Annotated in this window: 27 protein-coding genes; 12 read left to right on the forward strand and 15 right to left on the reverse strand. The window is 58.1% G+C overall.

Annotated elements, in window-relative coordinates; translation table 11 throughout:
- Positions 1–162 precede the first annotated feature (162 nt).
- The 3 genes from lipA to I2I05_RS13415 form a co-directional block, all read right to left on the reverse strand.
- Entirely contained in the window at positions 163–1,056 is an 894-nt protein-coding gene (lipA, locus tag I2I05_RS13405) for a lipoyl synthase (protein WP_196282780.1), read from the reverse strand.
- Positions 1,057–1,276: 220 nt separating this feature from the next.
- Entirely contained in the window at positions 1,277–2,416 is a 1,140-nt protein-coding gene (locus I2I05_RS13410) for a hypothetical protein (protein ID WP_196282781.1), read from the reverse strand.
- Between the two features lie 88 nt (positions 2,417–2,504).
- Positions 2,505–3,326 (reverse strand): hypothetical protein, encoded by an 822-nt coding sequence (locus I2I05_RS13415; protein ID WP_196282782.1) that lies wholly within the window; start codon positions 3,324–3,326, stop codon positions 2,505–2,507.
- A 106-nt stretch (positions 3,327–3,432) separates the two neighbouring features.
- Here I2I05_RS13415 and I2I05_RS13420 point away from each other — a divergent pair, with 106 nt between their 5' ends.
- Complete coding sequence (locus I2I05_RS13420; protein WP_196282783.1) at positions 3,433–3,840, forward strand: OsmC family protein; 408 nt, start codon at positions 3,433–3,435, stop codon at positions 3,838–3,840.
- Between the two features lie 56 nt (positions 3,841–3,896).
- Here the strand turns inward: I2I05_RS13420 and ytxJ are convergent, their stop codons facing one another.
- The 5 genes from ytxJ to I2I05_RS13445 form a co-directional block, all read right to left on the reverse strand.
- Positions 3,897–4,244, reverse strand: a complete 348-nt coding sequence (gene ytxJ, locus I2I05_RS13425) for a bacillithiol system redox-active protein YtxJ (RefSeq protein WP_196282784.1) — start codon at positions 4,242–4,244, stop codon at positions 3,897–3,899.
- Between the two features lie 142 nt (positions 4,245–4,386).
- A complete protein-coding gene (locus tag I2I05_RS13430; protein ID WP_196282785.1) occupies positions 4,387–4,764 on the reverse strand; it encodes a hypothetical protein in 378 nt (125 codons plus the stop codon).
- The gene (locus I2I05_RS13435; RefSeq protein WP_196282786.1) at positions 4,751–5,302 is read right to left on the reverse strand and encodes a hypothetical protein; all 552 of its coding nucleotides are present in this window, start codon (positions 5,300–5,302) and stop codon (positions 4,751–4,753) included. Before I2I05_RS13435 ends, I2I05_RS13430 begins: the two co-directional genes overlap by 14 nt.
- A 109-nt stretch (positions 5,303–5,411) precedes the next feature.
- On the reverse strand, positions 5,412–7,412 hold the full coding sequence (locus I2I05_RS13440; protein WP_196282787.1) for an alpha-ketoacid dehydrogenase subunit alpha/beta: 2,001 nt from the start codon (positions 7,410–7,412) through the stop codon (positions 5,412–5,414).
- A 60-nt stretch (positions 7,413–7,472) separates the two neighbouring features.
- Positions 7,473–8,045, reverse strand: a complete 573-nt coding sequence (locus tag I2I05_RS13445; RefSeq protein ID WP_196282788.1) for a hypothetical protein — start codon at positions 8,043–8,045, stop codon at positions 7,473–7,475.
- Between the two features lie 382 nt (positions 8,046–8,427).
- On the opposite strand from I2I05_RS13445, the gene I2I05_RS13450 reads away from it, so the two are divergent.
- Positions 8,428–9,663, forward strand: coding sequence for a M16 family metallopeptidase (locus I2I05_RS13450; RefSeq protein ID WP_196282789.1), 1,236 nt, complete (start codon positions 8,428–8,430; stop codon positions 9,661–9,663).
- A 79-nt stretch (positions 9,664–9,742) separates the two neighbouring features.
- Here the strand turns inward: I2I05_RS13450 and I2I05_RS13455 are convergent, their stop codons facing one another.
- From I2I05_RS13455 to I2I05_RS13465, 3 genes are all read right to left on the reverse strand, one after another.
- Positions 9,743–10,111 carry a hypothetical protein gene (locus I2I05_RS13455; RefSeq protein WP_196282790.1) on the reverse strand — a complete coding sequence of 123 codons (369 nt, stop codon included), beginning with the start codon at positions 10,109–10,111 and terminating at the stop codon, positions 9,743–9,745.
- 177 nt (positions 10,112–10,288) lie between these two features.
- Positions 10,289–10,705: a hypothetical protein gene (locus I2I05_RS13460; RefSeq protein WP_196282791.1), complete on the reverse strand. Its 417-nt coding sequence runs from the start codon at positions 10,703–10,705 to the stop codon at positions 10,289–10,291.
- Positions 10,706–10,868: 163 nt separating this feature from the next.
- Positions 10,869–11,519 (reverse strand): hypothetical protein, encoded by a 651-nt coding sequence (locus I2I05_RS13465; RefSeq protein WP_196282792.1) that lies wholly within the window; start codon positions 11,517–11,519, stop codon positions 10,869–10,871.
- Positions 11,520–11,647: 128 nt separating this feature from the next.
- Here I2I05_RS13465 and pheS point away from each other — a divergent pair, with 128 nt between their 5' ends.
- The 7 genes from pheS to I2I05_RS13500 all read left to right on the forward strand — a co-directional run bounded on the left by pheS (position 11,648) and on the right by I2I05_RS13500 (position 19,075).
- Complete coding sequence (gene pheS, locus I2I05_RS13470; RefSeq protein ID WP_394368734.1) at positions 11,648–12,694, forward strand: phenylalanine--tRNA ligase subunit alpha; 1,047 nt, start codon at positions 11,648–11,650, stop codon at positions 12,692–12,694.
- An 83-nt stretch (positions 12,695–12,777) separates the two neighbouring features.
- Positions 12,778–14,091: a 30S ribosomal protein S12 methylthiotransferase RimO gene (gene rimO / locus I2I05_RS13475; RefSeq protein ID WP_196282794.1), complete on the forward strand. Its 1,314-nt coding sequence runs from the start codon at positions 12,778–12,780 to the stop codon at positions 14,089–14,091.
- Positions 14,092–14,308: 217 nt separating this feature from the next.
- Positions 14,309–15,898, forward strand: a complete 1,590-nt coding sequence (gene bshC / locus I2I05_RS13480; RefSeq protein WP_196282795.1) for a bacillithiol biosynthesis cysteine-adding enzyme BshC — start codon at positions 14,309–14,311, stop codon at positions 15,896–15,898.
- Positions 15,899–16,014: 116 nt separating this feature from the next.
- Entirely contained in the window at positions 16,015–16,956 is a 942-nt protein-coding gene (locus I2I05_RS13485; protein WP_196282796.1) for a hypothetical protein, read from the forward strand.
- Between the two features lie 16 nt (positions 16,957–16,972).
- Positions 16,973–17,566, forward strand: a complete 594-nt coding sequence (locus I2I05_RS13490; protein ID WP_196282797.1) for a 5-formyltetrahydrofolate cyclo-ligase — start codon at positions 16,973–16,975, stop codon at positions 17,564–17,566.
- A gap of 136 nt (positions 17,567–17,702) precedes the next feature.
- Positions 17,703–18,239 carry an ExbD/TolR family protein gene (locus I2I05_RS13495; protein WP_196282798.1) on the forward strand — a complete coding sequence of 179 codons (537 nt, stop codon included), beginning with the start codon at positions 17,703–17,705 and terminating at the stop codon, positions 18,237–18,239.
- Entirely contained in the window at positions 18,236–19,075 is an 840-nt protein-coding gene (locus tag I2I05_RS13500) for an energy transducer TonB (RefSeq protein ID WP_230688337.1), read from the forward strand. Before I2I05_RS13495 ends, I2I05_RS13500 begins: the two co-directional genes overlap by 4 nt.
- A 43-nt stretch (positions 19,076–19,118) precedes the next feature.
- Here I2I05_RS13500 and I2I05_RS13505 read toward each other — a convergent pair whose 3' ends face one another.
- The 3 genes from I2I05_RS13505 to mnmD are packed head-to-tail and all read right to left on the reverse strand — an operon-like array spanning position 19,119 to position 21,735.
- Entirely contained in the window at positions 19,119–19,691 is a 573-nt protein-coding gene (locus tag I2I05_RS13505; protein WP_196282799.1) for a GDYXXLXY domain-containing protein, read from the reverse strand.
- Positions 19,684–20,970, reverse strand: coding sequence for a DUF2157 domain-containing protein (locus I2I05_RS13510; protein ID WP_196282800.1), 1,287 nt, complete (start codon positions 20,968–20,970; stop codon positions 19,684–19,686). Before I2I05_RS13510 ends, I2I05_RS13505 begins: the two co-directional genes overlap by 8 nt.
- A 27-nt stretch (positions 20,971–20,997) precedes the next feature.
- On the reverse strand, positions 20,998–21,735 hold the full coding sequence (gene mnmD / locus I2I05_RS13515; protein WP_196282801.1) for a tRNA (5-methylaminomethyl-2-thiouridine)(34)-methyltransferase MnmD: 738 nt from the start codon (positions 21,733–21,735) through the stop codon (positions 20,998–21,000).
- 37 nt (positions 21,736–21,772) lie between these two features.
- Between mnmD and I2I05_RS13520 the strand changes: the two genes are divergently transcribed.
- The 3 genes from I2I05_RS13520 to rlmN all read left to right on the forward strand — a co-directional run bounded on the left by I2I05_RS13520 (position 21,773) and on the right by rlmN (position 23,831).
- Entirely contained in the window at positions 21,773–22,198 is a 426-nt protein-coding gene (locus I2I05_RS13520; protein WP_196282802.1) for a thioesterase family protein, read from the forward strand.
- 161 nt (positions 22,199–22,359) lie between these two features.
- Positions 22,360–22,683, forward strand: a complete 324-nt coding sequence (locus tag I2I05_RS13525; RefSeq protein ID WP_196282803.1) for an energy transducer TonB — start codon at positions 22,360–22,362, stop codon at positions 22,681–22,683.
- 65 nt (positions 22,684–22,748) lie between these two features.
- Positions 22,749–23,831 carry a 23S rRNA (adenine(2503)-C(2))-methyltransferase RlmN gene (gene rlmN / locus I2I05_RS13530; protein WP_196282804.1) on the forward strand — a complete coding sequence of 361 codons (1,083 nt, stop codon included), beginning with the start codon at positions 22,749–22,751 and terminating at the stop codon, positions 23,829–23,831.
- Positions 23,832–23,920: 89 nt separating this feature from the next.
- Here rlmN and I2I05_RS13535 read toward each other — a convergent pair whose 3' ends face one another.
- Positions 23,921–25,138: a hypothetical protein gene (locus tag I2I05_RS13535; protein ID WP_196282805.1), complete on the reverse strand. Its 1,218-nt coding sequence runs from the start codon at positions 25,136–25,138 to the stop codon at positions 23,921–23,923.
- Positions 25,139–25,222 lie beyond the last annotated feature (84 nt).

Here is a 25,222-nt window from a genome sequence, read left to right on the forward strand (position 1 = left end):
ACTCTATCAACGAGGCTGAAACGTTGCGCATTGTCAACGGCATTCTCGGCACTTACCCTCCCCAGGGAAACAACGCTCGTCGCTAGCGTTGTTCTTTAACAAAAAAAGACCTCTCCGCATATGCGGAGAGGTCTTTTTTTGTTAAAGAACAACGCTATAGCTTTAGACCGGCACGTTCACGTGGCGCTCAGCATGATACGAGCTGCGCACCAGCGGGCCGCTTTCTACATACTTTAGGCCGCGCTTGAGACCTTCCTCTTTGTAGTGAGCAAATTGGTCGGGCGTGATAAACTCGGCCACGTCGAGGTGGCGCTTGGTAGGCTGCAAGTACTGTCCCAGCGTGAGGATGTCGAGGCCATTGGCAACCAAGTCGTCCATGGCTTGGTACAGTTCGTCAGCTTTTTCGCCCAAGCCCAACATGATACCCGATTTAGTGCGGTGCCCCGCCAGCTTGGTACGGCGAATTTGCTCCAAGCTCCGGTCGTAGCGGGCCTGGGGGCGCACCAGCCGGTATAAGCTGCCCACCGTTTCAACATTATGCGAAATAACTTCCTGCCCCCCCGAAATCATCACATCCAACGCATCCCAGTTTGCTTTTACGTCCGGAATCAGGGTTTCAATGGTCGTGTCGGGGCTGAGTTGCTTTGTGAGTACGACCGTCTCGCGCCACACGCTGGCGCCCCGGTCCTTCAACTCGTCCCGATTCACACTGGTAATTACGGCGTGTTTCACCTTCATGAGTTTGATGGCTTCGGCCACACGGCGCGGCTCGTCTAGGTCGTACTCAGTTGGTCGGCCGGTAGCTACGGCACAAAACGAGCACGAACGTGTGCAGATATTGCCCAAAATCATGAACGTCGCCGTGCCAGCCCCCCAACACTCGCCCATATTGGGGCAGTTGCCGCTTTCGCAAATGGTGTGCAATTTATGCTCATCCACGAGACGACGTACGGCAGCGTATTCTTCTCCAACGGGCAGCTTCACGCGCAGCCAGTCGGGCTTACGAGGACGGGCAGGCGCAGCCATTTCCGGCTGAATAACAGGCAAATCAATCATTTTCAGTAATAATGTAGACCGTAGCAGGAAACACCAACGCTATGTAAAAGCAATAATGAACTCAATCGTTTTACAGAAACGAGACTGGCAAAATTACTTGAGAACTCTGAGGCAAGGTGATATTTAAAATTAGCCCCTACCAATTTGTAGCTCTTGAATCATTCCTCTCTAATGCCATATGGCTGATGATTTACACCTACAAAGCATCATCGAATAGATACTATGCATTCAATGCTTTTCTGTTTGCAATCAACTGATAATAAACTTCGATACTTTGTGCACTTGAGTAATAATACAATGTCGAGTTATCGCTGGCTTGCTCCAACATCTTTACTACAAATACGCCGGACAGGTAATTCTCGTAGTAGTCAATTACATTCGATTGCATTATAGAAATATCGGCATCAGTCATCATAAGCACTTCTTCGATGGCTGACTGCAAGCTGTCTTGACCGGAGAAGGAGATACAATTTTTTTTGTGTACCAATGCCGGCGATAAATACTCCGCGTGTTCGAGTATAGGTATGCACCCTACTGCCATTGACTCTATCAAATTGTGACACATTGGATGTGAGAAACCCGGACAGGCCAGGAAAAATTGACACTGGGCCAATTGGGAAAACCAATCTGATTTTGATACATTTTGGTTTTTCAGCTCATCATTCACCCAAAAATCCGATACGTAAAGGTGGATTGGCTTGTCACTTTTTCCGATAGTAGGCTGACGCTGTATTTTCTCGCCAAAGCGCTCAAATACAGCATTGATAATCTGATTCCTACTCATCTTCCCATGAAGCACGTTCAGGAATTCGTCTTTGTATCCTTTACCCGAAGTGTTACCTGAGAAGAAAATTCTGATGGTTTTATTAGCATTTCTCAATTCTCGAATTTTCGGCTCTGATAAGAGAGCGTATTGGTCGGGATGCATTGAGAAAGGAATGATATTGTCTTTTTTAAAATCCCCATTAATTGTATATACTTCGTCACTCAATATCACAACTTTGATATCAGAATTATTATCTGTTTGACTTGACTTGTCCTTAATTAAAAAAGATATATCCTTATTCCCAACTAATGAAACGCTAAAATATACGTTGTCAAGTTTCGAAATCCAATCCAGGAATAATTTTGCAGAATGCAAAAATTTGTAATCGATTTGTATATAACACGCATACCCAGCATCACTTAAATGACGAATCAACGGGTAATAAAAACGGTAGTTCTGAGCAGTTAAAGACAATCCAACCACTTTATCCCCATCATGCTTAACATGAGGCCTTATTCTTATTCTGTCAGCGTGGGATATGAAAAATTCAATTAAACGTTTTGACGCTGTTAAAGGCCAAGCAATAGATGTCATACGAGATGCAGATTGTATTATGCCGCCAAGCAACAGGTAACTTTTAACTTATTCTGACATTGTGTTACTAAGAGCACATAGCATTTGTTTAAGAGCGTTGCCCAAAGAATAGGGTCAAGTACACGGATGGGAAAAACTGCCGGTTCAGGCCGTCGACTTCCCGCGGGTTGTTGCTGGGGCTGAGAATGAGCAGACGCTTGGTGTAGCCCTCTACTAAAAAGCCCACTTCCATGCCGGTCACGGCGTCGCGGTAGCGCCCGTACTCAAAGCTAAGGCCGCCGCGCAGGTGAAAGCCAGGCACCAGCTGCGTTTCGCCGATACCACTAAAGAGCGGGCCCCGGTCCAGAATGGCATCTACATCGGCGTGCTTGACGGGGTTATATTGCTCGTTCACGATTTCGTCGGTCGCCACATTAAAAACCCGTGTTTGGGTGTAAGTCCGGTCGAAGCTAATGTAATACGGCATGAGCAGCCCTAAGGATGGACCCGCACTCACGAGGCCGTTCACTTGCACACCGGCATCGGCAGCTTTGCGAAACAGGATGCGTTGCAAGCCTACCGATGGGCGCAATGCAAAGGCGTAATTCGTCTTCCGGTCAATGTAACTGCCGCCCACGATGGTATTGATGCGCTGTTCTTTGGCGTTATTTTTAAGCATGACGCCCTCGATACTCCAAAAGCGCATCCACTGCTCGTCCAGCACGCGTGTGGAACGCACCGAAGCGCCCCCAAGCAGTCCACCTTGGGTGTTGAAATTCACCCCGTACACAAACTCTTTGCTGTACGATTGTTCGTCGGACGGGGCGGCGGGCACGGGTACCGGGCGAACGGGTGCCTGCGCCCAGGCAGGCGCGGCGGCGAAAACGCCCACCGCCAACAAGCCAAAAAAACGGGAAGGAAAGGGAAGCATAATCAACCAGAATTGAGCCCGACCAATCGCCACAGGCGCGGCGCACTGCATAGTACGTAAATTAGCTATTGAAGAAACAACTTTGTAAAGGTAACCCCCTGTCTTAATGAATACCGCTACCGCCCGCTATGCCGGCCAACTCCGCACCGAAGCCACGCACGTTGCCTCGGGTAATGTTATTCAAACCGATGCGCCCACCGACAACCACGGCCGCGGCGAAGCATTTTCGCCGACCGATTTGGTGAGCACCGCCCTCGGCTCGTGCATGATGACGGTGATGGGCATTGTGGCCGCCCGCCACGAGCTGAGCTTGGTTGACAGCACTTTTGCCGTGGTGAAGCACATGAGCAGCGAGGCCCCACGCCGCATTGCGCAAATAGACATTACGTTTAGCCTGTCCGCCGCTTTGTCGGCCAACGACCGCGCCTTGCTGGAACGCACTGCCCTCACCTGCCCGGTAGCCCTGAGCCTGCACCCAGACATCCGTCAAAACGTGGTGTTTTTGTACGCTTAAACCGGTATTAAACGGCGGAAGGCACTAGAAAGCTGCTCAGTGCTTTCCGCCTTTTATTACTTGGTTACCTTGGCAGACACATCACTCAGGCGAATCCCCATGTGAGAGGCATCGTACTGGCATTCACCGTCTTTGATAAGCAACAGCTGGGGTGACTCGTGGCGGATGCCGAACTGGTCGGCCACCTGGGCCGAGAGGGGACGAAAACGCAGCAAATCCAAGTAGTAAATGGGCACGTTGGACAGGCCGCTATCGGCCCATTGGCGTTCAATTTTACTTTTGGCGGCCGCGCTGATGGAGCAAGTGGTGCTGTGCTTGAAAATGAGGACGGGCTGCTCGTGGGAAGCCTGGGCCAAGTCGCTTAGCTGGTCGGATTGGGTGAGGGGAAGCCAGGGGGTGGACATAATAGCAATAATGGGTGAAAACTTTAACCGAAGAAGGAGCGCCACAAGGCCGCGTATTTATTCAAAAGGCCCGCGGGCTTCTGCTCCGGGTTTGTAGTACGTTTACTACAACAGTTCAACTGCAGTTGATTCCACTGCTCATTCAATTTTTCTTCGCGGCCGTCGGCGAAACCGGCTTGGGCTTTTTCTTGAGGCGGATGCCCAAGAAGGGCGGCGACTTCACGGGCGGAGTAGCCACGCTATTGTAGTCTACCTCGCTGTCGTCGTATTCTTCTTCGTCGCGGCGAATAACCTGGGCTTCGGGTTGATTGCTTTGGCCGCGCTTCAGCCGTGCAGAGCTCACGCCGAGATGGCTGTCTTTGTAAGGAGAGTTGGTCCGCTTGGCATCGCGCAGGGCCTGGCGGTTGGCCGCCTTCACTTTAGCGGGCTTTTCGTGCGCAATTTGGGCACTGGCCAGCTGGGTGCCCAGCAGCAGCCAGCCCAGCAGCAGTGCGCCCAGGCCCGCTCTACGGCTTGCCAACCGGGGTAGCGTCGGGAGCAGCATCGGGCAGTGCATCCGGCTCAGCAGGGGCCTTGACGGCAGGCCGGTGGTCGGGGCTGTAGTTGGGTTTGCCATGGGACTTGAATTTGAAAAAATGAACGATGGACTGCCACGGCTTAAAGGGCTTCGGGGCGGGCTTGTTGATGCGCCGCCGTATCAGCTTCGGCTTTTTCAGCAGTCCGGCCTTGTCATAATGCACTGTTGGGCTCTCGGGTAGCGGGCGGGCTTCGGGAGCGGCCGCTTGCGTCTTGATGGCGCCCCCGGTGGGAGTAGAAACATCGGTGGCCGCTTCTTCGTCTTCAACGTCCGTTTTTTTCTTGAAAAAGCCCGTTGGCTCATTCTTTTTCCGAGCCTTGGCCGCTGCCTTCTGCTGCGCCTTGAATTCGGCCGATGGCTTGGGCGTGGGCAGGCGGTAGGGATGAAAAATACTATGGTACAGGCTACAGCCATCCAGTCCTGCTATCAGCAGCACCCCCAACACACAACGAAGAACAACGGAGGGTAAACTGTATTTCACCGTGGAGGGTAAACTGTATTTCACCGTAAGGCAGCCAGGGTCAGAAAGTAAAGAGAAGAAAGATACGATGCCCGCGCGCGAAAATCGCGCCAAGACAGCCCGACCCTATTTAGTAATTGCGCAGGGCTTCTACCTGCTCGCGTAGGCGCTGCTGCGGGAGGAAAGCCGCTTCCAGCGGGGGCGCAAACGGTATGGCCGTATCGAGCGAGGCCACCCGGCGCACGGGTGCGTCCAAGTGCTCAAAGCAATTCTCGCCAATCCAAGCCGCGATTTCGCCGCCGATACCGCCAGTGAGGGTGTCTTCGTGCAGCACGAGCACGCGGCCATTTTTCTCCACGGTGCGGCGCACTGCTTCTTGGTCCCAGGGCAGCAGAGTGCGCAGGTCGAGAATGTCGGCCGACACCTTCAACTCCTCGCACACTTGCAGCGCCCAACGCACGCCCATGCCGTAGGTGATGATGCTCAACTCGTCGCCTTCGGCAGCCAGCGCGGCCTTGCCGATGGGTGTGGTGTAGTAGGCCTCCGGCACCGGACCACTGAGGCTGCGGTAGAGCATTTTGTGCTCGAAATACATCACCGGGTTGGGGTCTTCGATGGCGGCGCACAGCAGGCCTTTGGCATCGTGCGGGTTGCTGGGGTACACCACTTTCAGGCCAGGCACGTGCGTGAACCACGCCTCGTTGCTTTGGGAGTGAAACGGGCCAGCGGCGCTGCCGGCCCCGGTGGGCATGCGCACCACCACGTCGGCGTTCTGGCCCCAGCGGTAGTGGCTTTTGGCGAGGTTGTTCACAATTTGGTTGAAGCCGCAGGTTACGAAGTCGGCAAACTGCATTTCGACCATGCTTTTCTTGCCCTTGATACTCAGGCCCAGGCCCGCGCCCACAATGGCCGACTCGCACAAAGGCGTGTTGCGCACCCGCGCCTTGCCAAACTGGGCCACAAACCCTTCCGTTATCTTGAACACCCCGCCGTAATCGGCAATGTCCTGGCCCATGAGCACAAGGTCGGGGTAGCGCTGCATGCTCTGCCGCAGGCCTTCCTGAATGGCATCAATGAAGCGCTTTTCCGGCGCAGCGCCCCCAGCTGGCGCGTCATTTTTGGGCGCTTCGAACGGCTGGTACATGTCGGCAATTTCCTCCTGCACGTCGGCCGTGGGCATGGGCACGGCATCGGCTTCCTGCAAACCGGCTTCGATGGCCGCTTTGATGGTTTCGCGGATGCTGTGCTTGGCCGTTTCGGTGAGAATGCCTTCGGCGATGAGCCACTTTTCGTAGTTTTCCACCGGGTCCTTCTGGGCCCATTCTTCCATCAGCGACTGCGGGACGTACTTGGTGCCGCTGGCTTCTTCGTGGCCGCGCATCCGGAAGGTGAGGGCTTCGACCAGCACGGGGCGCGGGTTTTGGCGCAGGTCCTCGGCCAGTTTCTTTACCGTGGTGTACACCTCTAGCACGTTGTTGCCGTCTACCTGGACAGCTTCCATGCCGTAGGCAGGGCCTTTGTCCACGAAGGACTTGAAGCGGAACTGCTCGTTACTGGGGGTGCTCAGGCCGTAGCCGTTGTTTTCGATGACGAAAATGACCGGCAGCTGCCACACGGCGGCCACGTTCAGGGCCTCGTGGAAGTCGCCTTCGCTGGCGCCGCCATCGCCGCTATAAGTCAGCGTCACTTTGGGCTTTTGGTCGAGTACGTCGGCCAGGGCAATGCCGCCAGCCACGGCCAACTGCGGCCCCAAGTGCGAAATCATGCCCACAATGTGGTGCTCGTTGCTGCCGAAGTGAAAGCTGCGGTCGCGGCCCTTGGTGAAGCCGGTGCGCTTGCCTTGCCACTGCGCAAACAAACGGCCCAGCGGCACGTTGCGCCCCGTAAACACGCCCAGGTTGCGGTGCAGCGGCAAAATGTACTCGTCGGGCTCTAGGGCCAGCGTGCTGCCCACCGAAATAGCTTCCTGCCCAATGCCCGAAAACCACTTGCTCACCTTGCCCTGGCGCAGCAGAATCAGCATTTTTTCCTCAATCAGCCGAGGCCGCAGCAGGTGCTGGTAGAGGTGCAGCAGGGTTTCGTTGGAGTGGTCGAGGCGGTCGAACCGCAGCGCAGTGGCAACTGGAGTCATGGGTGGGATGGAGACAAACGGGAATCCGGCAAAGGTAGCAGGGCTCCGCTTGCCCCGTTCCTAGCGGCTCAACTGAATATCGAAGCGGCCGTCGGTTATTTCCATCGCAGCAGGCATAGCGGCCGAACGGCGGGCCCCGCGGGGAGGCGCCGCCCGCAACGCAAAATGGCCCGCAATAAAAGCAAGCCCCCCGGCCGTATCGAGCCGCGTGATGGTGAGCGTGCCGGTGTGTTGCCCATCGGTGATATAAGCCTGAGCGTCATGGGATGTTTTCAGGGCCGCGTAATTGCCCGCTTTGGTTGTTCCCAATTCATACACCCCCGGCCCGGTCACGTGGTCGAGACGGAAGTGGAAGTTAGTTACCGGACCGGCCACTTGCAGGCGCCGGAAGGCATCCAGCCGCAGCTCGCCGTTCCGGTAATGAATGGTGGGCGTTATTACTTTGCCGTTGAGCGTGCGGGCGTTGTTGGCTTCCCACACTTGACCGTTGACGCGACAGCCGAAGGTATTGGCGCCCGCCTCGGAGGCGGCGGGCAGCTGCACGGGCTGCACTTTTGGGTACAGGTTATCGAGCGAGTCCTCGCAGCTCATGAGCAGCGGCAGCAGCAAGAGGCAAGCGACCGGCTTTAGCATCCTGGTTGAGTGTAACTTGTTTTGCATATCGTGGTAGAAAACCGGGCCCATGACCATGCACGAAAGTACCTACTTTGCCTTTAAATATCGAGCTTAGCCGTACTAGCAAAAAACGGCTTCTGCCAAACGGGCATCGGCCGGCAACTCCAACCAGCACGCTTGGTGAAACCAGTGTGCAAGCGAGCGGCCCTCTTTTCTCACAGTCGGACATCGGAGCCCAGTTTCCCACGTAATGCTAGTTCTCTGCTCACCGGCCCGCGGCCGAACAAGTGGCAGGAGCCCGCTTAAGCTTCGTTTTAGCGGGAAGGGACGAATAGGGAAGTATTCCTGTTTCCGCTGTTGTTCATTTGTACTTCCTCTTTCTTCACTCCTGATTCCATCTATGATTTCCTTCCAGGAATTCACCCTCGACAACGGCCTGCGCTGCATTGTCCACGAAGATTTTTCGACGCCCATGGCGGTGCTCAACGTCATGTACGACGTGGGCTCGCGCGATGAGGACGCGGAGCACACCGGCTTCGCGCACTTGTTTGAGCACCTCATGTTTTCGGGCTCGGTCAATATTCCCAGCTACGACGAGCCGCTGCAGCGCGTGGGAGGCGAAAACAACGCCTTCACCAGTTCCGACGTCACCAATTACTACCTCTCGCTACCCGCTGCCAACCTCGAAACCGGTTTTTGGCTGGAAAGCGACCGGATGCTGAACCTCGCTTTTTCCGAAAACGGGCTGGAGGTGCAGCGCAAAGTGGTGGTCGAAGAATTCAAGCAGAGCTACCTCAACCAGCCCTACGGCGACGTGTGGCTAAAGCTCAAGCCCCTCGCCTACCAGACCCACCCCTATCAGTGGAATACCATTGGCAAGGAAATTTCGCACATCGAAAACGCGGTAATGGACGACGTGCGCGGTTTTTTCCGAAAGCATTATGCGCCCCAAAACGCCATTCTGGTAGTAGCCGGCGCCGTAAGCGAGGCCGAGGTGCGGCGCCTAGCCGAAAAGTGGTTCGGCCCCATTCCCGGCGGCCCGGCTTACCAGCGCCAACTGCCCACCGAGCCCGCCCAACAAGAGCCTCGCCACCTGCGCACTTCGGCCCCGGTGCCCCTGAGCGCCCTGTATAAAGCCTACCACATGCCCGCCCGCTCCGACGAAGGCTACCACGCCGTGGATTTGCTGAGCGACGTGCTGGGCCGCGGCAAATCGGCCCGCTTGCACCAGCGGTTGGTGAAGGAATTGGCTTTGTTCAACAACATTTCCGCCTCCCTCACCGGCTCCCTCGACCCCGGCCTGCTCGTCATCAGTGGCAAGCTGAATGCGGGCGTGGCACTGGAAGCGGCCGATGCGGCCGTGGAGGCAATAGTGGCCGAGTTCACCGCGCAGGACGTGGACGCGCAGGAGCTCGAAAAAGTGAAAAACCAGGCCGAAAGCAGCCTGGTTTTTGGCGAAATTGACTTGCTGAACCGGGCCTTAAATTTGGCCTACAGCAAGCTGCAAGGCGATGCTCACTTGGTGAACGACGAGAGCCGCCGGATTCAGGCCGTGACCGTGGCCGATGTACGCACCGCGGCGGAATCTATTTTGCGCCCTGAAAACTGCAGCACCCTCTACTACGAGGCGGTGTAAATACCGACGACCGGAAATAAAAAAGGCCCGCTTTGCGGGCCTTTTTTATTTCCGGTCGTTCAATTCTTTTGAAATGTTTTTACTTCCGTGTTTTGGCCGGAACAGCGGCGGGGGCGTTGCTGTCGCGGCTCAGGGAGCTGTTGGCGGCCTTCTTGGTAGCGGGGCGCCGGGCGCGGTTATCGTTGTATTGGCCGTTGGCGTGGTAGCCTTCCTGCTTGCGCATCTGCATGCTGGGAGCCAGGTAGTACGAGCCGTCCTTGAGGTCCTGCGGCACTCCTGCCCCATAGGGTTTGCCCGTATGCGGGTTGATTTTGACCTTCGGTTTGGCGGCGCCTCGGCTGGAATAGGGAGCGATTTTTTTGCGGGCCGCGCGGGGCGTGGTCTGGGCACTGGCATCGGCGGCGGCAAAACCAACCACGACCAAGGAGGCGAAAATGTAACGAAGCATACCGATACAAAATAAAGGGTGGATAATGGGCCCTTGTCGACGGAAGCTGGGCCAAAAGCTTTTGGCTTCCGTCATACAAACAACGCCTGGCGGCGGTGTCGGCAGATAACGGAAGCCAATGGGGAAAGGATATGCAAAACCCAAAAAACGGCCCCAGCTAAGCCAGGGCCGTTTTATTTAGTTGCCTAATGTGGTTTGAACAGCGGCAGCCTTACGGGGAGGCCGCACGCTATACGGCACGGGCACCTTGCTGGTGCGGATGTGGATGGGCATGCCCGGAGCAGCGTACACGTTGGCATTGTCAAGTTCGCCGCGCGAGGTGGTTGCCGCGGTGTTTTCGTAGCCCCAGCCGTCGTTGGTGGCAGAGGTAGTAGCAACGGCCGTTTGCGTGTCATCGAGGGGAGGCCAGCCGTCGTTCACTACGGGAGCAGCCGGCAGGGTTTTCAGGGTCACCTTGCGCTCCTTTTTAGCAACGCGGGCTTGTGTGCGGGCCGTGGCTTTCGCCGATTTGGCCTTGGTAGTGGAAGCGGTTTGGGCGCTGGCTTCAGCTACCAAAAACAGGGACAGGGCGAGCGTAAACAAGGAACGGAACATAGCGGAGAAAAGAATAAGTGAGTAGTTGGATGGCACAAAAACGAAAACCGTGCCGAAAGTTCAATTCACTTCTAAAACCACGCAAAACGGCCCGGCAAGCCCATTTTACTGGGTAGCCGGGCCGTTTGCTATTCTGCGTTTCTAATTAATTCGTCCCTCCGGGCTACCAGCCAGAAGGCGCGGCGGGAGCTTTCTTCTTGGGTTTGGCCGGAGCAGCCTTGGTGGGCGCGGTCTTGGACTGCGCGGCGGGCGCGGCCACTGGAGCCGCAGGGCTGGCGGCGGGCGCGGTCATGCCAGCACCGGCACCCGTAGCCTGGCTTTCCATCATGCTGGCGCCGTTTACTTGCGTGGGAGTGGCGGGAACGCGCTTTGCCTTGTTCATGCGGTTGAGACGACGCTCGCGGGCAGCGGCGGCGTCATTCGCCATCACAGTACGGCCGCTTTGCAGTATCATGGGCGAACCGGGTGCTACCGACATGCCTTGGCGGTCGTTGCCACCGTTGCCGCTACCGCTACTCGTGGTGCCGGGCGTGAAGCTGTTATCGGGCGGGGTCGAAGCGGTGTTGCCGGGATTGACGTCGGGCTGCGCTGCCGCGCTGGGGTAGGGCGACACGGTGCGGCCGTCGTTCTGAGGGGTCTTTTCGTTGCCAGTGGCCCGGGTTTGGCCGGTGGCTTGCCCGCTGGAAGTGGTGGTTTTCTTTTTCGTGGTTTTTTTGGGGGCTCCCCACGAATCAGAAGTATCCCATCCGCTTTGCGCTGAGGCCGTGGCGGCGATGGCCACCGTAAAAAACAACGAGAACAGGGTACGTTTCATAATAATCTGGATAGTTAGGACCGAAGAGGGGTGGAATCGACAGGAAGCGGAAGGCCTACGGATAAGTTCCGAATGCATACGCAAATCCTTCGGTCAGGGGACACCTAGTTCCCTAACTTTGTGGCATGATGCAGGAATCCATTGCCAGCCTTGCGGCCGAAATTACGGCAGCTGACTTGAGCAGCGCCGCCCACCTCGATGCGTTTCGCATCAGCTACCTCGGCCGCAAAGGTCGCTTGGCCGACTTGTTCGACCAACTAAAAACGGTGCCCGCCGAAGAAAAACGCGCCGTGGGCCAGCAGCTCAACGCCCTCAAGCAGCAGGCCCAGGCCCGCTTCGACGAAGCTCAGCAAGCCGCCGAATCGGCCGCCGACAACGCTCCCGCCAACCCCGACTTCGACTATACCCTGCCCCCAGTACCCAACGCCCTGGGCACCCGCCACCCCCTGAGCTTGGTGCGCGAGGAGATGCTGCGCGTGTTTGCCCGCATCGGCTTCGCCGTGGCCGAAGGCCCGGAGATTGAGGACGACTGGCACAACTTCACCGCCCTCAACTTCCCCGAGAACCACCCGGCGCGCGACATGCAGGACACGTTTTTCGTGGCCCCGGCCGCTGGCGCCGAGCCCGGCACTCAGCCGCACCTGCTGCGCACCCACACCAGCACCGTGCAGGTGCGTGTGATGGAAACCGAGCCGCTGCCCATTCGGAAAGTAATGCCGGGCCGGGTGTTCCGCAACGAGGCCATTTCGGCCCGGGCGCACATGATGTTCCACCAAGTGGAAGGCATTTTTATTGACGAAGGCGTAAGCTTCGCCGACCTCAAGCAGACAGTTTACTACTTCGTGCAGGAGCTGTTTGGGCAGGACATCAACATCCGGTTCCGGCCCAGCTTCTTCCCGTTCACGGAGCCCAGCGCCGAGATTGACATTACCTGCCTGATTTGCAAGGGCGCGGGCTGCAACATCTGCAAGTACTCGGGCTGGGTGGAAATCGGTGGCTGCGGCATGGTGGACCCCGCCGTGCTCGAAAACGCCAAGATTGACTCCGACAAATACTCCGGCTACGCCTGGGGCATGGGCATTGAGCGCATTGCCATGCTCAAGTACCAGATTAAGGATTTGCGCCTGTTCACGGAAAACGACATGCGGTTTTTGCGGCAGTTCGAAGCGCTGTAAATCAGCGCATCCCGAACCATTCCGCCGCTTAATCCATTCTATACAGCTTGCGCAATCCGCAGGCATCGATAAATCAGTGTTTCATGAAGGTTAGAAATCAGACGACCAATAAAGTAAACGTCATCACCCTGGGCTGCTCCAAGAACATTGTGGACAGCGAAGTTTTGATGGGCCAATTGCAGGCCAACGACTTCGACGTAACTCACGAGGCCGAGCAGTCGGACGCCAACATTGTTATTATCAATACCTGCGGCTTTATCGACAATGCCAAGCAGGAAAGCATCGACACCATTCTGCGCTACGCGGATGAGAAGGAAGCTGGCCGGTTGGATAAACTGTACGTGACGGGCTGCCTTTCGCAGCGCTACAAGGACGAGCTGGAGGTCGAAATTCCGCAGGTAGATGCCTATTTCGGCACCCTGGAGCTGCCCCAGATGCTGAAAGTGCTCAATGCCGACTACAAGCACGAGCTGATTGGCGAGCGTTTGATTACTACGCCGCGCCACTACGCCTACTTCAAAATTGCCGAGGGCTGCAACCGCCCCTGCTCGTTCTGCGCTATCCCGCTGATGCGCGGCAAGCACGTGGACCGGCCCATCGAGGACCTGGTGAAGGAAGCCAAGCGTCTGGCCAGCATGGGCACCAAAGAGCTGATTCTCATTGCCCAAGACCTGACTTACTACGGCCTGCAAGCCTACGGCGAACGCAAGCTGGCTGACCTGCTGCGCAACCTGTCCGACGTGAACGGCATCGACTGGATTCGCCTGCAGTACGCCTACCCCTCGCAGTTCCCGCTGGATGCGCTGGACGTGATGGCCGAGCGCGAGAACATCTGCAAGTACCTCGACATGCCCCTGCAGCACGGCTCCGACAACATGCTCAAGAGCATGCGCCGCGGCATCACCAAGCGCCGCACGATTGAGCTGGTTGACACCATCCGCCAGCGGGTGCCGGGCATTGCTCTGCGCACCACGCTCATCGCCGGCCACCCCGGCGAAACTGAGCAGGACTTCCGCGAGATGTATGATTTTGTGGAGCAGACCCGCTTTGAGCGCCTGGGCATTTTCACTTATTCGCACGAAGAAAACACGCACTCGCACACCCTCGTGGACGATGTGCCCGCCGAACTGAAGCAGGAGCGCGCCGACGCCATCATGGAGCTTCAACAGGGCATTTCGATGGAGCTGAACGAAGCCCGCGTGGGCCAGACCTACAAGGTGCTGTTCGACCGCAAGGAAAGCGGCCATTTCGTGGGCCGCACCGAGTTCGACTCCCCCGAAGTGGACAACGAAGTGCTGGTGCCGGTGGAAAAAGACACGTTTGTGCGCCTCGGCGACTTTGCCAACGTAAAAATCACCTCGGCCACGGACTTCGATTTGTACGGGCACCTTGTTTAATTTAAAAAATTAGTTAGCTCAATCAGATTTGCCGGATTTTGCAAAGGGCCTCCACAGGGGCAACAGCGCAACTTCAGGCGACTTGCACAATATTTAACCCCTCAAAAGGCAGCCGAAAGGCTGCCTTTTTTGTTTAACCCCGACCTTCGCGGCACGAAGCGCTACTACAGTCGCTCCTGGCACGAAATCCGATTACCCGCTAAATCCGAGCGAATCCGTGGTTCAGACAATCTCTTACGCCGAAACCGGCTCCTTTTCCGGTCTCCTGACCGATTACATTACCCAGAAACCGGCCCTGGCTCCTTTTTACAACCGCTGGCCGTCGCTGGAAAATTTTGCGGCCCAGATAGAGGAGAAAAAAGCTGCTTATACGCCCAAGGCCCGCAAACGCTTGGTATCCGCCCTGCGCGACCAGTACGGTTTTGCGCCCGACCCGGAGCCAGCCATCGAAAACAGCTTGCTGCTGCTGGCCGAGCCCACCACTTTCACCGTGACGACGGGGCACCAGCTCAATGTGCTCACCGGGCCGCTGTATTTCATCTACAAAATCGTGTCGGCCATTAAATTGAGCCGGGATTTGAAGGATAAGTACCCCCAGTATGATTTTGTGCCGGTGTACTGGATGGCCACCGAAGACCACGATTTCGCCGAAATCAACCACTTCTCATTGTTTGGCAAAACCTACTCCTGGGAGGCGGCCAACACCGGCGGGCCCGTGGGCCGGCTGCCGCTCGACGGCTTTGCCGAGCAGCTGTTGAGCCAGCTGCCGCCCGAGGTGCCGGCCGCATTCCACCGGGCCTATTCCGAATCGAAAACACTGGCGGAAGCCACGCGCAAGCTGGCCGATGCGCTATTTGGCGAATTCGGGCTGGTGACCCTAGACGCCGACCGGCCCGGCCTGAAGCAAGCGTTGGTGCCGCTGCTAGAGAAGGAAATCAAGGAGCAGGTATCCAACGCCGCCGTGCAGGCCACCAATGCTCAGCTCACGGCCGCCGGCTACAAGCCGCAGGTGTATTCACGGCCCATCAACCTGTTTTTCATCACCGACGAAGGCAAGCGCGAGCGGCTGGAGCCGGATGCCAGCGGCGCCGACTGCGTGGAGGTAACCATCCGCAACACGGCCCGCTGCCACAGCCAAGCCGAGCTTCTGGCCCTGGCCAAGCAGCACCCCGAGCAGTTCAGCCCCAACGTGGTGCTGCGGCCGGTGTATCAGGAACTACTACTGCCCAACTTGGTGTACATCGGCGGTGCGGCCGAAGTGGCATACTGGTTTCAGCTGAAAGATGTGTTTGCGGCCTTTAAGGTGCCCATGCCCATTGTGCTGCCCCGCAACTCGGCCGAGTACATCAGCCGGGCCAATGCCGGCAAGCTGAAGAAGCTGGGCCTGACCTGGCGCGAGATTTTCAAGCCGCTGTCCGAGCTCAAGAAGCAAGTAGGGGCCGCGCTTGGCCAGGAAGAAATCAGTCTGAAAGAGCAGCAGCATGCTTTGGCTGCCGCTTTCCAGCAGGTGCAGGACGTGGCCCAGCGCCTCGACCCCACGCTGGTAAAAACAGTGGCCGCCGAAGCCCAGAAAGCCGCCGCCGGCCTCGCCGGCCTCGAAAAGCGCCTGAGCAAGGCCGCCGAAACCAAGCACGAAACCGCCTATACGCAGCTCGCCTCGCTGAAGGAAAAGCTATTTCCGGGCGGTAGCCTGCAGGAGCGCAGCGAGAACGTGCTCAGCATCCTCATCAACAACCCGGCATTTATCCGGGACTTGCTCGAAGCTTTTGAGCCGCTGAAGCTGGAGTTTACGGTACTGGAAGAGTAGGGGCACCTGTAGAAGGACGTGGAAAAAGGCAAGTGGGCAAAGCCGCTATAGATTTGGGGGATTATCCTCCCCTTTGTTCTGGCTAGTTAGAGCCGGTGCGTTAGCTATTTTGCCGTTTGAAAATCAGCCAATTTTTCCGCACGCTTCTTTCGAAGCCAACATCTGACCACACCAGCGACTCTTCGTTTGGCTTAATTCATTCGTTAAAAGTTGATGAGTTATTGCGGAACCGCCAATGGATGGCTTTTGAAGCCACAGTGGCAGCGCTGCCGACCGACGAGCTAACCCGGTTGCTCGACGGCTTGTGCGCTACCCCTAATTATACGCGTGAGCTGTACCACTACCAAGAAGCGGGCGAGTCGGAGTTGCAGCACCTTATGGCGGGCATTCACGACACCTTTCTCGCGTGGGAGGCCCGTAGCAAAGTCGTTGCGCAGGAGCTTACAGAAAAACAAATTAATGGCTTTGCTCACTACCTCGCTCAAGCCATTATCCATCTTGACCGTTCCTTTAAAAATCACCACTACCAAGTGGAAGCCCACGCCAGGCTCATTCGGGTGCATATGGGCCTAAATGAGCCCCAAGATGCGCAACAGGCTTTTTTCGCTTGCCGCGAACTTGTCGAGGACCACTTGTTGGGTTATATGAATTATTTCAAGCTGGCTGCTCCACGGTGGTTCGGCGATGCTGCAGTACTCGCGGAGTTTGCCGACGAAGCGCCGACAACTACGCTACGGCAGTTGCTGCAGGCTAATTTTTTAGTAGAACGATACAGTGATTTTGATTTGGACAATCTTCTCCCGGCCAAGGACCAACTGCAGGCAGCATACAGCCGCCGCATCAACCAATTATTACCGGAATTAAAGCCCCTATCAGCAGATTCACTACTAGCCATTTATTACAATAATTACGCGGCCTGCTTGCACCATGCGCTAGGCAATGTGAGCGAGCGCAACTCTTTCCTACTTCACGTAGGCCCGAGCATTACTTTTTATCCATGGGCTTATTTTGGCCTTGATACCCCAGCCGCTGTACGCAAATTAAGCCGATTGCAATAGTAATATTCACCTGCGGATGGACAACGATACCAAAGCCACTCTCCGTCGCGCGGCGCTAGCTGGCCGCGCTGCATTACCGGCCGAGGAGGTAGAACGCCGCAGCGAGGCGCTTTGCGAGCAGCTATTCCAGCATTTCCCGGTAGCGCAGTGGCGCTGGCTGCACTTGTTCCTGCCGCTGGCCAAGCAGAACGAGCCCGACACTTGGCGCATTATCCACCGCATCTGGGCAGAGGAACTGGCTGTGCGTCTGGCTGCGCCGGTGGTGCAGCCAGATGGGGTTTCGCTAAAACACCATGAGCTTACGCCCGGCACGCCCCTTGCCGAAAACCGCTGGGGCATTCCCGAGCCCATACCTTCCGCGACTGTCGAAATCCTGCCCGCCCAGTTCGATGCCGTGCTGGTGCCCCTACTGGCCGTGGACGAGGCCGGCCATCGCGTGGGTTACGGTGGAGGTTTCTACGACCGGTTCCTGGCCCAATGTGGCCCCGCCACCCTATTTATTGGCCTGAGCATCCTGGATGACGCACCGGTGGCTCGCATCGGCGACGTGCTGCCGACCGATGTGCCCCTGCACGCCTGCCTAATGGCGGCCGCCGTGTGGCGCTTCTAGCCCATCCTGAGGGAACGCAGCACAACGGCATATTAGTATGTCAATAAAAACTTATTTTTTAGGCATAACATTCTCACAATAAGGAAATAAAGCATTGCGTTAGCCGGATATCTTTCACCTCATACGGTTAGAAATCATGGCAGAAATTCAGCAGAATGCGGCCCGGGCCGGCCGGCCCGGCAAGCGACGAGCAAAGAAGATGTCGACCCGCATCGACATGACCCCGATGGTGGACCTGGCGTTCTTGCTGCTCACCTTTTTCATGCTCACCACCACCTTCGCCAAGCCCTACACCCTGGAGCTGAACATGCCGGTGAAAAGCAACGACCCCACGGACGTGGCCCTCTCCAAAGCCATGACCATCATCCTGGGCAAAGACCACAGAGTGCACTACTTCTTCGGGCTGAACGCGCCGAAGGACAAGGCCGTGGCCCCGGCCCTGCTGCAAACCACCAGCTTCGCCGCCGACGGCATCCGCCAAGCCCTGACCACCCGCCTGCAGCAGCAGCCCGGCCTGGTAGTCCTCATCAAGCCCAGTGCCGATTCCAAGTACCAGGATATGGTGGACATTCTCGACGAGATGAACATCACCAAGCAGAAGAAATACGCCCTCGTCAAGATTACCCAAGACGACATCAACCTTCTCAAAACCAGCAAACCCGCCGCCTTATGATGACCAATTCCCAGCTGGCCACGGCCAGCCTCGACGACATCGTTTTTGATGGTCGCAACCGCCACTACGGAGCCTACCAGCTCCGCGCCGCCTACCAGCGCCACGTTTCGCGGGCTTTGGTTATCGCCACGGCCGTTTTTGCGCTGCTGATAGCCGTTCCCGTGGTAGCGCGGATGCTGGAGGACAAAGCGCCCGCTGTGTTGCCCAAAGCCCCCGCTGTCAATGAACTGATTGCTCCGCCACTGGGGCCCGATGTGGTGACCCCGCCCGAGCCTGCCGCCGCCAAGCCACCGGTGCAGCCGCCGCGCCCCGCTACTATTAAAGACCTTGTGCCGGTGGTGGTGAAGGAAAAAGATGCCCCTGCAGAAAGCGAAGTACCAGAGCGTAACCAGTTGCTAGAAAAAGCATCGGGCTTCGTAACTACTGAGGGCGACCCCAATGCCGCGCCTGATGCCGGTCCGGTGGACTTAGAACCTGGACTTGGGAAAGGTCCGGCCGCTGACATCGTTAAGGAAAGGATTTATGTCTCCGTCGAGCAAATGCCGGAGTTACCGGGCGGCGGCGGCACAACAGCTATTGTAGCTGCTATTCAGCGGGCCGTAAAATACCCAAGCCTTGCGCTGCGTAATGGAGTGGAAGGCCGCGTATTCGTGAGCTTTACCGTAAATCCGAAGGGCGAAGTGGTCAACGTAGCCATTGTAAAGGGATTGGGCTCTGGCTTGGATGAAGAAACCATGCGCGCCATTAATTCTCTGCCCCGGTTCATTCCCGGCAAGCAAAACGGTCGCGAGGTAAGCGTGTCATTCACGGTGCCCGTCACCTACAAAATTCAATAAGCCGGTCCCAATAGCAGGGTTTTAAATCACCCCCAAATCCGGCTTAGCGCTTGGGTTTGGGGGTTTTTAGTGGCTCTTCGACTTTAGCAATGCGGGCCTGGCCCCACGGGGCAATGCTGACGCGCACCTTGAGCGGATGCAGGCGGCCGGCTTTTTCTAGGCGCAGGCCGCTGCCTTCGGGCACGTAGTAGCGCTCTAGGTTGAAGCGCAGGGCGAAAGAGTTGCGGTATACGTTGGTCACCCAGCCGCGCAGCACGGCTTGGTTGGGGCCGGCTGGCGGGGCGGTGGGGTAGACGCCCACGGTGGTGCTCACGCTATCGGGGCCGGGGGCCAGCAGCAGGAATACGCTTTGGCGGCGGCGCGGCGGCTTGGCCGGGTCTTGCCACAGGCGCAGGGGCGCCTCGCTGATGGTGTAGCGGAGGCGCACAAAGTCACCGTAGAGCAAATCGCGCGGGTCAACGGGAGTTGTCGTCAGGATGATGTTCTGGCCCAGGGCCGCGGTGGCGTAGCCCGCGCCGGCCACCCCCAGCACATACAGGACCTGGGCGGCCACCAGTAGGCGCAGCAAGGGCCGGCGGCGCGCCGGGTCGGCAAACCAGGTGAGCAGGTCAGTCATTGGGCAGCCGGTTTTCGGAGGTGGACGATGACTTAGGCGCGGCTGGGGGCACACTGGCGGGCGGCACCACCGGCGGGACGGCCGCCAACACTTGGGCATTGCGGCGGCGCAAGTACCAGCTCAGGCCCAGCAGCAGCACGCCGCCCAGCAAGAAAAACAACGACTTATCCAAGAAAGCCCAAGTCAGTTTGAAATAAGCAACCATGGTGGCGGTCACAAAGAGGATTGCGCCAACGGTGAGCTGGTTGGGGTCTTCCTGCCGATGGGCGCGGGCCAGCACCGAACCGGCGTGGGCATAAAGCACCACCAGCGTGGCCACGGCCAGCGGCAGCCCGCCGGGCAGGTAAAACCCCGGCAAGAGCAACAGCCAGTCGGGCAAGGTATCGAGTCGCCCCCGTGCCCGCTTGCCGGCCACCGACAGCGCCAGCACCGCGCCCAGCGCCCCTAGGTACGGCAGCAGCGGCGGTCGCAGCACGTTGGCGTAGGTATCGGTTTCGCCAAACGTAGCCAGCCCGAACATGAACAGGTACGCGGCCACTAGCGGCGGCCCTTGCAGCGCCCGGCCCCCGGCCCGGTTGGGCTGCCAGTCGCCCGCGGCATAAATGAACATGGCCGGCACAAAAAACCACGTGATTTTGGCCTGGAGCACCACAATCAGCAACCCTGCCTGCCAAAGCAGGCCGGCCGCCAGCACGGTGCTGCTCACGGCATCGGGGCGGCGCCACCAATAATAGCCCATGCCGCCCGCCACCATGGCCGCCGTGGCGTAGCTGAAACTGCCCAGCGCCTGCACGCAATAGGTTTGCACGGCCGCCCCAATCAGCACCGTGAGGAGCACCAGCAGGCGCGAGCCATACACGTAGCTCAGGGCTACGCCGGCTACCACCCAGGCCACCAGGCCGCTCACGTCGTAGCCCACCAGCTGGTAGAGCTGGCTGGTGAGAATGATGCTGGCCCCGAACAACATCAGCCCCAGCCCGATGAGCCCGTGGCCTAAATCGGCATTGCCGCGCCGCAGGAAGTAGGCCCCCGCGGCGTAGGCGCCGGTGAGGCTGCCCAGCAGCAGGGCCAGCCGCAGGGCATCGGGTAGGGCCTGCCAATTGGCCGCTACCACGCTCAGGGCGCTGAGGCCCACCAGCACGCTGCCCAGCAACGGCAACAGGCCCAGGGCCTGTGCTTCGGGCGGGTAGCGGGCCAGTAGTTTTTGCCGCTGCGCTTCGCTGATGAGGCCTTCGGCTACCCAAGCGGGGCCATCGGTTTCGAGGAATTTCCGACTCATGACCGAAATGTAGCGCCAAGTAATGGCTTAGGGTTTGCGGGCGCGGGTCATTTCGCGCTTGCCGGGCGGGCCGGGCAGCTTTTCGGTGTGCCAACCGGCGGCTCGCAGGTTGCGCCGGAACTGGCCCTGGGCGCAATAGCTCACCAGCACCGCGCCCGGCGCGGCAGCCGCGTAAAGCTGCTGGAAAACTGCTTCCGTCCACAGCTCGGGCTGCTTATCTGGAGCGAAGGCGTCGAAGTAAATGAGGTGATAATGAGCAGGCCACAACGCCGCTTCCAGCAAGCCCTGATGCCGCTTGGTGAGGTGAAAGCCGGGTGCTAGCTGCTGCGCGGCGCCCCAGGGCGCCGCGTGGAGGGCATGGAACAATAGCCCGGTCTCGGCAGATTGGACACTCCAATTGGAAGCCAGGGCCGCCACGACGTCGGTCGGCAGGGGCCGCGTTTCCAGCCCATCGTAAGCCACGGCAGCGCCGGCTTGCTGGACCGCATGCAGGGTGAGCAGGGCGTTGAGGCCCGTGCCCAGGCCTACTTCGAGCAGGTTTAGGAGTGGCTGGCCCGACTGGCCGCCGCCCGCAGCCAGCAGCGGCAGCAGCCCGGCCTGGATAAAAACATACTCCGATTCCTGCCGCGCGCCGTGGTGGGAGTGGTAATGCTCGTCGAGCGCGGGCACGTAGAGCGTGGCCGAGCCGTCGCGCGTCACGCGCACTTCTACCTTTGGTTCTTCGGCGGCGGGCGGCTGGTGGCTGGTTATTGGCTGCTGGTTCATTTGCCTGTTCACTGATGTCACCTATTCGCCCCTCGAAATGGCCCGTGTAAAAGTAGCCCTGCCCGACACCTTCTCCTGCACCACCGAAATCCCCGTGCGCATCACCGACCTCAACTATGGCGGCCACCTCGGCAACGACGCCCTACTGGGAATTTTGCACGAGGCGCGGGTGCAGTTCCTGCGCTCAATCGGCATGGAGAATGACTACGACCCCGTAAGCAAGCTCGGCCTCATCATGGTCGACGTGGCCATGGAATACAAGGGGGAAGCCTTCCACGGCGATGTGCTGCACATTAAAATGGCCGCCGCCGACCCTAATAAGTACGGCTTCGACGTGGTGTACCACGTGCACAACCAGACCGGCAAGGAAATAGCCCGCGCCAAAACCGGCATGCTGTGTTTCGACTACAACACCCGCAAGCTACGGCTGCTGCCCGAGGCGCTGGCGGCACAGGTCCAATAACACTCCCTGCATTAATTCACCTTATGACGCTATCTACCCGCTGCAACCGCTTGCCTGGAATTTATCTTTTGGGAAGCCTGCTTGTTTTGTCGCTGAGCCGACCAACCTTAGCGCAAAGACCCGCTGCACGGCCCAAGGCCGTGTACACCTACGTGGAAAAAATGCCCCAACTTCCAGCTGGGGGAGGTTCAGCGGCTATTGTGACGGCTATTCAGCAACGCGTAGTTTATCCGCCGCAAGCCCTGCGTGCACACGTCGAAGGCCGGGTGTTCGTCAGCTTCACAGTGGCTGCCAGCGGCTTGGTTGAAAACGTGGCGGTGGTCAAAGGAATTCAGCCGTCCTGCGATTCGGCGGTAGTGAAAGCGGTGCAGCAGTTGCCCCGGTTCACGCCTGGCCGGCAGGCTGGCCGGGCCGTGGCAGTACAATTCACCGTTCCGGTCGTGTTTCGGTTAGAGGAGCCGCAACCGCCCATCAAAGGCAAGTAGCACAATGTGTCGGCTGGCATCCTGACGCGGGAACCCAACGCCCTGTCGGCTTGTATCTTTGTGCTATGTTACTGGAACTGCCCCTCGCCCCCACTCCTACGAAACGCGACATCCGCAAAACCTCGCCCGACGACCTGAAGGCTTTCATGGTCGAGCACGGCGAGAAGCCCTTCCGCGCCAAGCAGGTGACGGAGTGGCTGTGGAAGAACACCGCCGCCACGTTTGAGGAGATGAATAACATCGCGCTGGCCACCCGCGAGCTGCTGGATAAGCACTTCGTGATAAACGGCGTGACGGTGCAGAACAAGCAGCTTAGCAACGACGGCACCATCAAATCGGCCTTCAAGCTCTACGATGGCAACGTGGTGGAAGGCGTGCTCATTCCGCACGACACCCGCATGACGGCCTGCATCAGTTCGCAGGTGGGCTGCTCGCTCACGTGTAAGTTTTGCGCCACGGGCTACATGGACCGCAAGCGCAACCTCGACGCCGCCGAGATTTACGACCAGGTAGTACGCATTCGGGAGCAGTGCGAAAGCCAATACGGCACGCCGCTCACCAACATCGTGTACATGGGCATGGGCGAGCCGCTGCTCAATTACGCCAACGTGGTGGAAAGCGTGCGCCGCATCACCGCGCCCGATGGCCTGAACATGGCCCCGCGCCGCATCACCATCAGCACGGCGGGCATTGCCAAGATGATTAAAAAGCTGGCCGACGACGACGTAAAGGCCAACCTGGCCCTCTCGCTGCACGCGCCCACCGATGCCAAGCGCAACGAAATCATGCCCATCAACGAAGCCAATTCGCTGGCCGCGCTGAAGGAAGCCCTCCAGTATTACCACCAGAAAACCGGCCGCAAAGTCACGTATGAATACATCGTATTCGACGGCTTCAACGACGGGCTGGACGATGCCGAAAACCTATTCAAAATTGCGAAGTGGCTGCCCTGCAAAGTGAACCTGATTGAGTACAACCCCATCGAAAACGCCGACTACCAGAACGCGGCCGACGACAAAATCACCGCCTTCCACAAGTATCTGGCCGACCGCGGCGTGCAAACCAACATCCGCCGCTCGCGCGGCAAGGACATCGACGCCGCCTGCGGGCAGCTGGCGGTGAAGGAGAAAAACCAAGTAGTCGACTAGGCCGCGTGGCTCAGCTCAAGTGCCATCATAAAGCCCGCTTTCCGGATAGGAAAGCGGGCTTTATTGTCAGGTGCCGTGGGTAAGCTGTTCTACTTTTTTCTGCCAAACCGGTAGGCCGCTTCCAGGTAGGCTGGGTAAATGCCTCCCACGTCGGTGCCATAGGCAAAGCCTAGGCTGGCGCTTAAGCGCCTGACGTGATACCGCCCACCCACAAGACCCAAGACTCCACCGTCGAAGATGTACGTCTCGTTGATGAGGGAAACGTAGTTAGAAATCCGTTTGGCACCGCCCAGCACCACCACCGGGCTGCTACTGGTTTCGCCGCTGTCGGTGAAGCCGTAGCCTAGGCCAAAGGTCAGGTTGTTGTCGGCAGTACCGTAGGTGCCTAATCCGTAGCCAATGCCCCCACCGGCCGATTCGCCAAACGCCGAAATACGGGCGTAGAGTGCGCCCGCGCCCACACTGAATTTTTCAGTTACCGGAAAGCTCACCTTCGGCGTAAGGGCGAAGGCGGTACCCGCGATGAACGGCAGAACGGGCACCAGCACCCCCAGCGAGATATTATCGGTAATGCCGTAATTGGCCCCGATGAAGTACACCAGAATGTCCTGCACGTAGCCTTCGCCGCGGCGCAGGTTTCGGGCCGTGGGCGCAAACAGCATGCGGGTGCCATTGCCCACATCGGAGTAGCCTTTGCGGGCTTGGTCGCCCGTGAGCAGCTCCAGGCGCTTGATATTGATGCGCTGCACGTGCAACACGCCCAAGTCTTTGGTTTCAAACTCCAGCTCTTTGGCCGTAGCTCCGCGCAGCACGCCCATGAAAGAAGTGCCCGTCACTAGTTCAACGCTGTAGGTGCGGCCCAGGATTTCGGGAATGGCGTTGGGCTTGACTGATTTTTCCATACTTGGCACCGCTGCTCCGGGCTCGGGCGCGCCGTTCTGTGATTGTACCGGGGCAGCCATTGGCACGGTCTCGCCTACTTCTTTGATGCGGCGCTCAATCACATCGCGCACCGCCAGAAACTCGGCTAGCATGCTGGGCCGGTCCACCTGGCGGCCGTCGCGCAGCCGGATGCGCAGGGTAATGGTGCTGTCCGGCGATAAGGCGCGCACAAACTGGGCTTCCTGGTATGTATCGGCGGCGTAAAGTGGAAACAGCCCGTAGCGAGCTTTTTCGGTGCCGTCGATGACTTCGCCCACAGCCGGGCTCACCACCAGCACCCGCTCTTTGGGGTTTTGAGCGAAAACGGGAAGGCTAAATAACGCCAGTGCAGAAACCTGGCAAATGGAACGTAGGGGTGTATTCATTGAGGAAGTAAGTTTCCTCAAAGATGCGTTATTCCCCCCGTTTCGTTGCAAACTAATATGTAAAGAGATTAGACTTTGTATATC

Origin of the sequence: Hymenobacter jeongseonensis (assembly GCF_015694725.1) — a bacterium.
Taxonomy (GTDB): domain Bacteria; phylum Bacteroidota; class Bacteroidia; order Cytophagales; family Hymenobacteraceae; genus Hymenobacter; species Hymenobacter jeongseonensis.